This window comes from Mesorhizobium sp. INR15 (assembly GCF_015500075.1).
Classification (GTDB): domain Bacteria; phylum Pseudomonadota; class Alphaproteobacteria; order Rhizobiales; family Rhizobiaceae; genus Mesorhizobium.
The window spans coordinates 1,417,875-1,429,636 of sequence record NZ_CP045496.1 but is presented as its reverse complement, the minus strand read 5'-3'; the positions used below and the strand labels follow the sequence as shown (position 1 = coordinate 1,429,636).

The following is an 11,762-nucleotide window of genomic DNA, read 5'->3' as shown; positions in this document are numbered from 1 at the left end:
TCTCAGACCTTTTCGACTTCTGGCCGGCCCAGGATGCCGGAAGGCAGGAAGATCAGCACGATGGCCAGGATCGAGAACGCCGCGACGTCCTTGTAGTCGATCGAGAAATAGGCCGACCACATGCTCTCGATGAAGCCGATCAGCAGCCCGCCCAACACGGCACCCGGCAGCGAGCCGATGCCGCCCAGGACCGCGGCGGTGAAGGCCTTGACCCCCGGTGTGAAGCCATCCGAGAAGGCGATGACGCCGTAATACATCAGGAACAGCGTGCCGGCGACCGCCGCAAGTGCGGCACCCATTATGAAGGTGATCGAGATGGTGCGGTCGACGTCGATGCCGAGCAGCGACGCCATCTTGCGGTCCTGTTCGCAGGCTCTTTGCGCTCGACCGAGCGAGGTCTTGTTGACCAGATACCAGAACAGCGCCAGCAGCAGCGCGGTGACAATGACGATGATGATCTGCTTGAGCGACACGCTGATGCCGTTGATGTTGTAGACGGTCGACACCATTGGCGGGATCGGCTTGTTGCGCGGCCCCTGCGTAACCTGGACGAAATTGGATAGCGCGATCGACATGCCGATGGCGGTGATCAGAGGCGCCAGCCGGAAAGAACCGCGCAGCGGCCGGTAGGCGACCTTCTCGATCGTCCAGTTGTAGAGGCTGGTCAGCAGCATAGCCACGATCATCATGACCAGCAGCGCAAGGACCACCGGCACGGAAGTGAACAACGCGCCGAGGATGAGGAAGACGATCAGGGCGGTGAAGGCGCCGACCATGAAGATGTCGCCATGGGCGAAATTGATCATGCCGATGATGCCGTAGACCATCGTATAGCCGATTGCGATCAGCCCATAGATCGATCCCAGCGTCAGCCCGTTGATAAGCTGCTGGACAAAGTACTGCATGTGTACATGGCTCCCCTGGAATGTCGCCCATGCAGACGCATTCCTTTTGGTATTTCCCCTAGTCGTAAAGTTTCGAGCCCGGATTGCAACGTGATTTTTCAATCGTCATGCGTGTTTTCCCGACACGCCATCGAATTGCCCGTTTTTTCCGATCCGGCCCCTGGACTATCGCGGACCCTATCATTGGCATAACGCAATGTCCTTGATGATTCGACCGCATCATGCGCTCGGTTTCGAAGGAATCGTCGTCAAAATTAGGTGATTAGAAGAATCGTTGCGCTACCGGCGCAATCCGTTTTTCGCTCCATTTCTTTCCGCCGGGGCAGGATTCCATCACTTGACGACGAAGCCATGTGCAAATGGGTCACGATCGTCGATGAAGATCGTGTTCAATCCGGTCATGCGCGCCCAGCCGCCGATCGAGGGTATGATCGCCGGCTTGCCGGCCACCGCGACCTCCTTTTCGACCCTGCCCTTGAAGAGCGAACCGATGATCGATTCATGGACGAAGTCGTCGCCGGCCTTGAGTTTGCCCTTGGCGTGCAGCTGCGCCATCCGCGCCGAGGTGCCGGTGCCGCAAGGTGAGCGGTCGATTGCCTTGTCGCCATAGAAGACGGCGTTGCGGGCATCGGCTTCGGGATGGGTCGGCTTGCCGGTCCACAGCATATGCGACAGCCGGTTGATGCCCGGATTCTCCGGATGGACGAAGGAATACTTCTCGTTGAGACGCTGGCGCACCACCGGGCTCCAGGCGATGAAGTCGCCGGCCGAATGATCGGCCATGTCGCGATAGTTCTTCTGCGGCTCGACGATGGCGTAGAAATTGCCGCCATAGGCGACATCGACGCTGATTTCGCCCAGCCCAGGGCATTCGACCGTCAGCCCTTCGGCATGGAGGAAGGACGGCACATTGGTGATCCGCACCTCCTCGACATAGTCGCCAACCTGCTTGTACTCGGCCGTGACGAGACCGGCCGGCGTGTCGAGCCGCAGCATGCCCGGCGTCTTCGGCTTGATCAGCCCGTGCTCGATGGCCATCGTCACCGTGCCGATGGTGCCGTGGCCGCACATCGGCAGGCAGCCCGAGGTCTCGATGAACAGGATGGCGATGTCGCAATCATCGCGCGTCGGCGGATAGAGGATCGAGCCCGACATGACATCGTGGCCGCGCGGCTCGAACATCAGCCCGGTGCGGATCCAGTCATACTCGGCGAGGAAATGCGCGCGCCGCTCCATCATCGTCGAGCCGTGCAGCAAGGGGCCGCCGCCGGCGACCAGGCGCACGGGGTTGCCGCAGGTGTGGCCGTCTATGCAGAAGAAGGATTTCTTGGCCATGACACTCCTCGGAACTTAAAATCGTTGCGGGCTGAAGGGGGCTAGATCGATCGGCGAAGTCTGCGCCAGGACAAGATCGCGGATCAAGCGGCCTGTGGCCGCCGACTGGGTCAGGCCGAGGTGGCCGTGGCCAAAGGCATGGATCACCGACGGGCTCTTCCGCGCACGCCCGATGACAGGCAGCGAGTCCGGCAATGACGGGCGGAACCCCATCCATTCGCGGCCACCCGACGGATCGAGCCCGGGCAGGAATGTCCGCGCCTTTTGCAACAGCGCTTTCGATCTGGAATAGTTGGGCGGCCGTTCGATGCCGCCGAGTTCAACCGCGCCGCCGACGCGCAGGCCGGTCTCGAGAGGCGTGATGACGAAGCCATGGCCGGAAAAGATCAATTGGCGCTTCACGTCGAAGGCGGTCTTCGGCAGCGTCGTGTTGTAGCCACGCTCGGCTTCGAGCGGAATGCGGTCGCCGAGGTTCGCGGCGAGCAGATGCGACCAGGCACCGGCGGCGATGACGAGATGCCTGGCCTGCCGTGTCGAGCCGTCGGCGAGCGTCAGCGTTGCGCCGTATTGCCCCGCTCCGACATTGTCGATCCGGGCCTTTTCAAAGCGCGCGCCCCGGGATTCCGCGTAAGCCCAGATCGCCTTGCCGAGCAGCTTGGGGTCGGCGACCGTCTTCCAGCCCGGTACGAATGTGCCCTTGATGAAACGCGGCGACAGGCCGGGCTGCAGGTCCGCCAGATCGCCGCCTTCGACATGGCGGAAGCCGATGCCGAAACGTTGCCGCGCCGACCAGCCGGACAGCGATGCCTTGAATTCGCTCTCGCTCTCGTAGAGTTCCAGAGAGCCATCCTCGCGCAGCATCCCTGCCGTGCCGGACCGCGCCATCAGCCCGGCCCATTCGGCCTCGGCGAGCTTCATCATCGTCACTTGCGCGGCGAGGCTGGCCTCGTAATTCCCAGGCGCTCCGGCACGCCAGAAGCGGAACAGCCAGGGCAGCAGCTTTGGCAGATAGGCGGGTGGAATGCTGAGCGGGCCGAGCGGATCGGCAAGCCATTTTGGCAGCTGCCGGATCATGCCCTTGTGGGCAAGCGGCAGCACATCCGAGAAGGCGAAGGCGGCGGCGTTACCGGAACTGGTCTCCTCGCAGATGCCCGTGCGATCAAAGACAGTGACGCTGCGCCCTGCCTCGGCAAGAAACGCAGCCGCACAGATGCCGATGATGCCGCCACCGACAATGGCGATGTCGAGTCCAGCGTCACTGTTCATGATTGCGCGCCGCGCTGCATGCAGAGAAATGCCCTCTCACGGAGATACGATGGCTGTCAGTTCAAAACCGCGGCAATGTCGGCCGCACGGCCAGGGCGTCCTTGATGATCTTTTCGGCCGCCTTGCGGCGCTCGCCCGACAAAGGCTGGCGCGGCATGCGGACACGATCGTTGGTCTGGATGGCGAACACTTCGGCAAGCTTGATGTTCTGCACCAGATAGGTCGACACGTCGAGATCGAGCAGCGGCCGGAACCAGCGGTAGATAGCCAGCGCCTCTTCACGGCGGCCCTGCTTCATCAACTGGTAGATGGCGACCGTCTCGCGCGGGAACGCGGTGACCAGCCCGGCCACCCAGCCAATGGCGCCGACTGACAGTGCCTCGAAGGCGAGATTGTCGACACCGGTGAACAGGTCGTAGCGGGTGCCCAGGCGGTTGATGATCTCGGTCGAACGACGGATGTCGTCGGATGATTCCTTGATGGCGACGAAGCGCTTGTCCGATGCCAGTTCTTCCATCTGGTCGACGCTGACATCGACGCGGTAGGCGAGCCGGTTGGAGTAGATCATGACAGGCAGGTCGCCGGCCTGGGCGACGGCACGCAGTGCCGCGACCGTCTCTTCCTCGTTGGTGTGGTAGATCGGGCTCGGCACCACCATCAAGCCGTTGGCGCCTTCCTTGGCGGCGCGCTTCGCGATGCTGGCCGCCTCACGGGTGCCGGCTTCGTTGACCGTCAGCAGCACCGGCTTCTTGCCTGCCACCTTCTGCGCGATCTTCAGAACCTCGATCTTCTCGTCCGGCGACAGCATCGGCCCTTCGCCGAGCGATCCGCAAACGATGATGCCGTCGCAGCCGGCCTCCATCTGCAGCGCGTAGCAGCGCTCCATCTCGGCATGGTCGAGGCGGTCATCCTCGGTGAATTTGGTCGTGACTGCGGGAAAAACTCCGGTCCACATGATCATCTCTCCATCTGATATATCAGCCATATATCTGTTAAGAAACTGCCTGTCAATGCGGATTCCGTTATGATATATGCAAGATATATCAGGAGAGCGCGTTTGATATCCATGGAAGCAAGCACCGCGATCGAACCGGCCGCGATCAAGGCCTATCATGTGCTTGAGCAAATGATCGTCACACTCGAATTGGCGCCGGCAAGCTTCGTCACCGAGGGCGCGCTGATCGAAAGGCTCGGGCTCGGCCGCACGCCGGTGCGCGAGGCGATCCAGCGGCTGGCCTGGGAAGGGCTGCTCGACGTGCGGCCCCGCGCCGGCATTGCGATCGCCCCGCTTCACCCCGGCGACTGGCTGCGCGTGCTCGACGCGCGCCGTGGCGTCGAAGTGGTGCTGGCCCGTTCGGCCGCGCGCTTCGTCACCCGAGAGGCAGCCGACCTGTTCCACGATGCGGCGCTGGCAATGCAGAAGGCGGTGATCTCAGGCAATGTGCTGGCCTTCATCCAGGCCGACAAGGCGCTCGACGAAGCGCTGGCGCTGGCCGCCGACAACCCGTTCGCAGCCCGGCTGGCAGCGCCCTTGCAGACGCACAGCCGACGCTTCTGGTTCCGCTACAAGGCCGACACCGGCCTGGCGGAATCGGCCGAACACCACGTCGCGCTGATCCGCTCGATCCTCGACGGCGACGAGGAAGCCGCCGCCAAGGACGCCAAGCGGCTGATGGCATTGCTGCGCGGCCACGCCGAAGCGGCCGCGACGCGATGACGGCTCAGGCTCCGTGCGCCTTGGCGGCGACCGCGAAGGTATTTTCCCAACCGTCGCCCGCCGCAAGTATGCAGCTTTGGCCCTTCACGTCGGTTATCAGCATGGTCCATTTGCCGCTCGCCGAGACATAGATCTCGATGATCGCGGCTCGCCCAACCACGCCGTAGCCGAGCTGCTTTTCCTGAAAGACCTGGGCCAGTCGCGCGACCACATCACCGTGGCCGCCGCAGACGACTTGGGCCTGAGCGGGGAGAGCCGACAAACCCGCCATCACGGCGCCGCTCGTGACCATCTTCATCCATCGAAACAAGAATGTACGTGCCATGGGGCACCTCCTTTGCCTTCGCGTCTCGGCAAGGGAGGCACATCGGCCGCCTCAATATGCCGGAACGCTCCAGGCCGGATTCGACGTCTTCATCACGTCACTCCTTCTGGTTTCCGGTCTGTCGTCGGGAACAGCTATGACGCTCCCTGGATTCGATATGGTGAGGTCCTCGTGCGAAAACAAGCGGCCTTTTTGGGGCCGTGCATCTGACGCAAGGCGCACAAACACCAGACGCAAAACGGGCGCCCGAGAGCGCCCGCTTGTTTAGATTCTAACCGAATTCCGGATCAAGAACTCAGTTCATAGTCGGGATGACGAACTCCGCACCGTCCTTCGAACCCGACGGCCAGCGTGACGTTACCGTCTTGGTCTTGGTGTAGAAGCGGAATGCATCCGGGCCGTGCTGGTTCAGGTCGCCGAACGACGAGGCCTTCCAGCCGCCGAACGTGTAGTAGGCGATCGGCACCGGGATCGGCACGTTGACGCCGACCATGCCGACCTGGACACGCGAGGCGAAGTCGCGTGCGGCATCGCCGTCGCGGGTGAAGATGGCGACGCCATTGCCCATCTCGTGATCGTTGGCGAGCTTGATCGCGCTCTCATAGGTCGGCGCCCGCACCACCGAGAGCACCGGCCCGAAGATCTCTTCCTTGTAGATCCGCATGTCGGCGGTAACATTGTCGAACAGGCAGCCGCCCATATAATAGCCGTCCTCGTAGCCCTGCATGGAGAAGCCACGGCCGTCGACGACCAGCGTGGCGCCTTCCTTGACGCCGGTATCGACGTAACCCTTGACGCGCTCCAGCGCCTGCGCCGTCACCAGCGGACCGAAATCGGCGGAAGAATCCGTAGACGGGCCAACCTTCAGGCTTTCAACGCGCGGGATCAGCTTTTCCATCAGCCGGTTGGCGGTGTCGTTGCCGACCGGAACCGCGACTGAGATCGCCATGCAGCGCTCGCCGGCCGAGCCGTAGCCGGCGCCGATCAGCGCATCGACGGTCTGGTCCATGTCGGCGTCGGGCATGATGATCATGTGGTTCTTGGCGCCGCCAAAGCACTGCACGCGCTTGCCGGCTGCCGTGCCGCGCGAATAGATGTAATGCGCGATCGGCGTCGAGCCGACGAAGCCAATGGCCTTGATATCAGGATCGTCGAGGATGGCATCGACGACGTCCTTGTCGCCATTGACGACGTTGAGGATGCCCGCCGGCAGGCCGGCTTCGAGGAACAGTTCGGCGATGCGCATCGGCACGCCCGGATCACGCTCCGATGGCTTCAGGATGAAGGCATTGCCGCAAGCGATGGCCGGCGCGATCTTCCACAGCGGGATCATCGCCGGGAAATTGAACGGCGTGATGCCGGCAACGACACCAAGCGGCTGGCGCATCGAGTAGACATCGATGCCGGGGCCGGCGCCGTCGGTGAATTCGCCCTTCATCATATGTGGCGCGCCGATGCAGACCTCGACCACTTCGAGGCCACGCTGGATGTCGCCCTTGGCGTCGGCGATGGTCTTGCCGTGTTCGCGCGCCAGGATCTCGGCGAGCGAGTCATATTCCTTGGCGACCAGTTCGAGGAACTTCATCAGCACGCGTACGCGCCGCTGCGGGTTGGTGGCCGCCCATTTCGGCTGCGCTTCTCTTGCGTTGACGACCGCTGCGCGCAGTTCCGCCTGCGAAGCCAGCGCGACCGTGCCGCGCACCGTGCCGTCCATCGGCTGCATGACGTCCTGCTTGCGGCCGCTGGTGCCGGCGACATGCTTGCCGCCGATGAAATGACCGTATTCGATCATGATTTCTCTCCCTGGTTTGTGATGAGGCATTCTCCGCCTTTGCACCGCCGATGGCAACGCGAGCCAGAACGCAACCGTTGTGCGTGAAATAAACAACGGTTACACGTTGAGTATGAATTTTCGCAAACGATCGCTTTGACAGCGGGAGCGCCATGAACTGGGATGACGTGCGTATCTTTCTGGCGGTGGCGCGTGCCGGCCAGATCCTTGGCGCGGCCAGGCGGCTTGAGCTCAACCACGCCACCGTCTCACGCCGCATCGTGGCGCTTGAAGACGCGCTGCGGACAAAGCTGTTTCGCCGGCTGACCACGGGCAGCGAGCTGACGCCGGCGGGTGAGCGGTTCCTCGACATCGCCGAGCGCATGGAAGCCGACATGATCGCCGCGCGCTCGACCATTTCAGGCGAGGGCGACGATGTCTCGGGCACCGTGCGCATTGGCGCGCCCGACGGCTTTGGCGTCGCCTTTCTGGCCAAGCGTCTTGGCGCGCTCACTGCCCTGCACCGGGAACTGACCATTCAGCTGGTGCCGGTGCCGCGCTCCTTCTCGCTGTCGCGGCGCGAGGCCGACATCGCCATCACCGTCGAGCGGCCGACCGAAGGCCGGCTGGTGGCGGGAAAGCTGGTCGACTACTCGCTCGGCCTGTTTGCCTCGCGCGCCTATGCCGAAGCCAACGGTCTGCCGCGGACCCCTGCCGAGCTCTCCAGCCATACGCTTATCGGCTATGTGCCCGACCTCATCGTCAGCCCCTCGCTCGACTACGCGGCCGAATTCAGCGCCGACTGGCGCACTGCGTTTGCCATTTCCTCGGCACTTGGCCAGGCCGAGGCAGTCCGCTCAGGCGCCGGCATCGGCATCCTGCACACGTTCGTCGCCCGCTCGATGCCGGAACTGCTGCCCGTCAATGTCGTGGCGCCGATCCGCCGCGCCTACTGGCTGGTCTATCATGAGTCCGTCAGGCCGCTACGCCGCATCCAGATCGTCGCCAGCTTCATCACCAAGGCGGTGGAACGCGAACGAAGCCTGTTCGTGTAGAACTTTCATCGCGCATCGAGGACGAAAGAACTCACCACCCGTTCAGCCTGCTCCGCCAGCGGCGCCCACATCTGCTCAACCTGTTCGATGTTTTCGCTGATCACCGCGCAGTTGACATAGCCGAAGCGCGCGCCACGCACCGAAAACGCAAACCTGGAATGGCCGTGCAGGCTGACATTCTTGTCTTCTACCGTGAAGTCCACATCGGCAAGTCGCACGGGATAGCCGTCCGGAAATCTTGCCAGCTTGTCATTGCTGAAATCAGCTGTGCTGAAAGGTCTACCTATCATCGCTTTCCATGTGTTCATCGACCAGTCCTCGATGAATTTGCGGGGATCGGCCGGCGAGCCCGGCCCGGATGTGTTGTAGAGCGAGGCAGATACCATACAGGTGAGGCTTGGATCGCCGGAATTTATCACGAGCCGCAACATCGCCTCGCCGGAAGGCGGTTCTTTGGTCCACTTTTCAGGAAAAGTCAGCGAAAACCCGTTGTCCTGGTCATGAATGGTCTTATCGGCGGCGGCGGCCAGCGAGGCACAGGACACAAATCCAACGGTCGTGACGAGAAGGCAGAGGCGCATCGCTGATACTCGCGAATGCCTGGCTCGGGTGGCGCCTTCCAGGCAGGTTGTACCGACACGGCGAACGCAGGCGGGCCATCCACGCCGCCTTTTCCTTGCCACAAAACCGGCCAGTGTGTCATCAGGCGTGCGGCGACTGCCGCTAGCGGGATTGCCGGGTGGTGAATCTTTCAGAAAACAGGCACGGATAGATATGCGAGCCGTTCTTGCCATCCTGCTTTTGGCTTTCCTTTCCGCTTGTGCCAATCCTTGGACAAAAGTGCCGGAAGCGGAGCTGCCCAAGCCGATCCGCTATGCCATGGCACGGCCCTCGCCTTTCGTCATCGGCAACTATTGCGGCCCGGGAACCCGCACCGGTGATCTCTCCGCCCGGCCGGTCGACCGCCTCGACGCGGTTTGCCAAACCCATGATGCCTGCTACATCGCCCGCTACAACCATTGTGACTGCGACGGCGCCCTTGTCGCCTCGGCCAAGGCGATCCGCGATGACAAGACAGCACCGGGCAAGATGCGAGACGAGGCCGAGCTTTTGATCGCAACCTTCGCCATTCCGATCTGCAAGGTTTTCCCGCAAGGCTTCATGCCGCCGCGCGACCCCGCGCAACTGGCCGTCTTGAAAGCCGGAGCCGCCGGGTGACAGGCCGAGCATTCCTTGTCCTGGCCCTGCTCGGTCTGACGCTCATCGGCGGCTGTGCGGGACCAGCTGGACGAAAGTCCTGCGAATTCTTCCCCGGCGAGCAGGCTTGCGCACGGCCTTCGTTCTCGGCTGAGACAACGCATTCACGGATCGCGGCTGCCCAGTTTTTCGGCGATGCCGGCGCCAGCGACTATGAGAGACGCTTCCAGGCACTGCTTGCTCATCACGAAATCGGCGCCATGGATCGTGACAATGGCACCGGCCCTTTCGGTCATGACCGTCATGAAATCCGAAACAGCGATTTCCAGGCGGCCTACCGGACACTTCAACAACTGGCCATATCAGTCGCCATCCCGCACCTGCCCCCGGCTGGCAACAACAGTGGCGAAGGCCGCTTCATCGGGCGCTGGCGCGTGTCACGGCAGACGCTTTATATCGACGCTTCAGCGCGGCCCACGGCGCCGAAGACATTTTCCTTCTCCGGTTTGCAGGCCCGCTCGGTCGAGATCATGTTACGGCAAGCCGGCAGCCAACCGGTCGACATTGCCGGCTCTTGTGACGGTGCGCTGGCGATCCGCCAGGCAGGCACCACGCGCCGCTTTGCGCCAGGAACGGCTTTCCGCATCCGCCTTGCGCCCGGCGACATCTCTGTCAGCCTGTTTCCCGAAGACAGCCTGAACCGTTGCAGCCTGAGCACGCGGTCAAGCCTCGCCCCAACCGGCGCGCCGCTCACGATTCTTCGCGAAGAAAAGGCCGACCCCTCACTCGCCAGTTTCGACAGTCGTTACGACCGCTGTCCGACGCCGAACCCGACTGGGCTCGATGCCCTCGCTCAAGCCTTTTATGCCGGCCGCTGGCTGTCGCAGACATGCGCCTTGCCGATCGGCCAGCCTCGTCTGTTGCGCAAGTCGCGGGATGGGTTCAACGCGAAGGTCGAGGCGCTGATGGGTGCACCGCTGTCCGACGCCGCCATCGACAAAGGCGATCCGGAACTGCCGCTCGACTTCGCCAAAGCGCCAAGGCTGAAGCTGATCTACCTGTCGTCGCTGGAATTCAAGGCGGACTTTTCCGGCTGCATCATCGAACGGCTCATCCGCCATCATGCCGCGCTTGGCACCAAGGTGCGCATCATGGTCACCGATGTTCTGGAGCGCGACAAGGATGACGCGATGCTGCACCGGCTGGCGGCTGAATTCCCCAATGTCGAGCTGCAGGAATATCGCTGGCATGCGGACCAAGGCGCACCGATCGACGAGCAGATCTCACAGCTGCACAAGACCCTTCACGTCAAGATGCTGGCAACGCTGGCCGAGGATCCAGGCCGCTCGCGCGTCATCATCGGCGGCCGCAACATCCATGACGGCTTCCTGTTCCACCAGCCGATCGACCTGTCGCGCTATCCGGACCTGCAGCAATACGGCAAGACCGACGGGCTTTCGCTCAACTACTATTCGAACTGGAGCGACTTCGACATCGAGATATCCGACCGGACCACGGTCGAGACGCTCGCCGCGCATCTTTCGACCCTGTGGCTGCGCGATGCCGACACCAACCTGACGCGGCCGTTCTCCATCCCGGTCACCTCTTCAAGCCGCCAGCCACAAGGCACCGCGCGGCATTTCATTTCGGTGCCTTATGAGGACGGCCACGCGCTGGAGGACTATTTCGTCGAACTGGTCGACGCCGCCCAGCATCGCATCCAGATCGTCAATCCCTATCTCAACCTGACGCCGAAGCTAACCCACGCCTTCGACCGGGCGCTGGCGCGCGGCGTCAAGATCGACATTGTCGGCCGCATCGATCTCAAGGGCGACATCGGTGGCAGATTTCTCACCGCGCTCAACAAGCTGTTCGTCGAGAAATATGGCGACCGCATCAACATCCGCGAATTCAAGGCGCCTGATGTCGTGCTGCATTCCAAGATCATGATGATCGACGAAAGGCTGGTCGCCATCTCGTCGGTCAATCTCAACAACCGCAGCTTCTTCCACGACAGCGAAAATGGCCTGATGGTGCTCGATCCCGGCTTCTACGCCAGGATGAAGCCGATCTACGACGACTACGTCGCCCACTCGAACCCGGTCGCCACCAACGTGACGGTTCCCTGGGCCTACCGGCTGCTCTTCGACGAGGATTGGGTCAGCCAGGCTTTTTGAACGCTGACGTGGCC

General features: G+C 62.6%; 11 protein-coding genes. 4 read left to right on the top strand and 7 right to left on the bottom strand.

Going from position 1 to position 11,762, the window contains the following annotated elements:
* Window positions 1–2: 2 nt before the first annotated feature.
* The 4 genes from GA829_RS06830 to GA829_RS06815 all read right to left on the bottom strand — a co-directional run bounded on the left by GA829_RS06830 (window position 3) and on the right by GA829_RS06815 (window position 4,461).
* Window positions 3–905 (bottom strand): branched-chain amino acid ABC transporter permease, encoded by a 903-nt coding sequence (locus GA829_RS06830; RefSeq protein WP_195177781.1) that lies wholly within the window; start codon window positions 903–905, stop codon window positions 3–5.
* A gap of 333 nt (window positions 906–1,238) precedes the next feature.
* Window positions 1,239–2,240, bottom strand: a complete 1,002-nt coding sequence (locus tag GA829_RS06825; RefSeq protein WP_195177780.1) for a 4-hydroxyproline epimerase — start codon at window positions 2,238–2,240, stop codon at window positions 1,239–1,241.
* A 15-nt stretch (window positions 2,241–2,255) separates the two neighbouring features.
* Entirely contained in the window at window positions 2,256–3,506 is a 1,251-nt protein-coding gene (locus GA829_RS06820; protein WP_195177779.1) for an NAD(P)/FAD-dependent oxidoreductase, read from the bottom strand.
* Window positions 3,507–3,567: 61 nt separating this feature from the next.
* A complete protein-coding gene (locus GA829_RS06815) occupies window positions 3,568–4,461 on the bottom strand; it encodes a dihydrodipicolinate synthase family protein (protein WP_195177778.1) in 894 nt (297 codons plus the stop codon).
* Window positions 4,462–4,572: 111 nt separating this feature from the next.
* On the opposite strand from GA829_RS06815, the gene GA829_RS06810 reads away from it, so the two are divergent.
* Window positions 4,573–5,223: a GntR family transcriptional regulator gene (locus tag GA829_RS06810; RefSeq protein WP_374940389.1), complete on the top strand. Its 651-nt coding sequence runs from the start codon at window positions 4,573–4,575 to the stop codon at window positions 5,221–5,223.
* A gap of 4 nt (window positions 5,224–5,227) precedes the next feature.
* On the opposite strand, the gene GA829_RS06805 is transcribed toward GA829_RS06810, so the two are convergent.
* Window positions 5,228–5,548, bottom strand: coding sequence for a hypothetical protein (locus tag GA829_RS06805; RefSeq protein ID WP_195177776.1), 321 nt, complete (start codon window positions 5,546–5,548; stop codon window positions 5,228–5,230).
* A gap of 295 nt (window positions 5,549–5,843) precedes the next feature.
* Window positions 5,844–7,340, bottom strand: coding sequence for a CoA-acylating methylmalonate-semialdehyde dehydrogenase (locus tag GA829_RS06800; protein WP_195177775.1), 1,497 nt, complete (start codon window positions 7,338–7,340; stop codon window positions 5,844–5,846).
* Window positions 7,341–7,492: 152 nt separating this feature from the next.
* Between GA829_RS06800 and GA829_RS06795 the strand changes: the two genes are divergently transcribed.
* Window positions 7,493–8,374 (top strand): LysR family transcriptional regulator, encoded by an 882-nt coding sequence (locus GA829_RS06795; protein WP_195177774.1) that lies wholly within the window; start codon window positions 7,493–7,495, stop codon window positions 8,372–8,374.
* Between the two features lie 5 nt (window positions 8,375–8,379).
* On the opposite strand, the gene GA829_RS06790 is transcribed toward GA829_RS06795, so the two are convergent.
* Window positions 8,380–8,955, bottom strand: coding sequence for a hypothetical protein (locus GA829_RS06790; protein WP_195177773.1), 576 nt, complete (start codon window positions 8,953–8,955; stop codon window positions 8,380–8,382).
* A 193-nt stretch (window positions 8,956–9,148) separates the two neighbouring features.
* Here GA829_RS06790 and GA829_RS06785 point away from each other — a divergent pair, with 193 nt between their 5' ends.
* Both GA829_RS06785 and GA829_RS06780 read left to right on the top strand, forming a co-directional pair.
* Window positions 9,149–9,592, top strand: a complete 444-nt coding sequence (locus tag GA829_RS06785; RefSeq protein WP_195177772.1) for a hypothetical protein — start codon at window positions 9,149–9,151, stop codon at window positions 9,590–9,592.
* A complete protein-coding gene (locus GA829_RS06780; RefSeq protein WP_195177771.1) occupies window positions 9,589–11,748 on the top strand; it encodes a phospholipase D-like domain-containing protein in 2,160 nt (719 codons plus the stop codon). Before GA829_RS06785 ends, GA829_RS06780 begins: the two co-directional genes overlap by 4 nt.
* Window positions 11,749–11,762 lie beyond the last annotated feature (14 nt).

Coding starts and splice junctions, on each gene's coding strand:
- GA829_RS06830 (WP_195177781.1), bottom strand. CDS start 905: ATGCAGTACTTTGTCCAGCAGCTTATCAACGGGCTGACGCTGGGATCG.
- GA829_RS06825 (WP_195177780.1), bottom strand. CDS start 2,240: ATGGCCAAGAAATCCTTCTTCTGCATAGACGGCCACACCTGCGGCAAC.
- GA829_RS06820 (WP_195177779.1), bottom strand. CDS start 3,506: ATGAACAGTGACGCTGGACTCGACATCGCCATTGTCGGTGGCGGCATC.
- GA829_RS06815 (WP_195177778.1), bottom strand. CDS start 4,461: ATGTGGACCGGAGTTTTTCCCGCAGTCACGACCAAATTCACCGAGGAT.
- GA829_RS06810 (WP_374940389.1), top strand. CDS start 4,573: ATGGAAGCAAGCACCGCGATCGAACCGGCCGCGATCAAGGCCTATCAT.
- GA829_RS06805 (WP_195177776.1), bottom strand. CDS start 5,548: ATGGCACGTACATTCTTGTTTCGATGGATGAAGATGGTCACGAGCGGC.
- GA829_RS06800 (WP_195177775.1), bottom strand. CDS start 7,340: ATGATCGAATACGGTCATTTCATCGGCGGCAAGCATGTCGCCGGCACC.
- GA829_RS06795 (WP_195177774.1), top strand. CDS start 7,493: ATGAACTGGGATGACGTGCGTATCTTTCTGGCGGTGGCGCGTGCCGGC.
- GA829_RS06790 (WP_195177773.1), bottom strand. CDS start 8,955: ATGCGCCTCTGCCTTCTCGTCACGACCGTTGGATTTGTGTCCTGTGCC.
- GA829_RS06785 (WP_195177772.1), top strand. CDS start 9,149: ATGCGAGCCGTTCTTGCCATCCTGCTTTTGGCTTTCCTTTCCGCTTGT.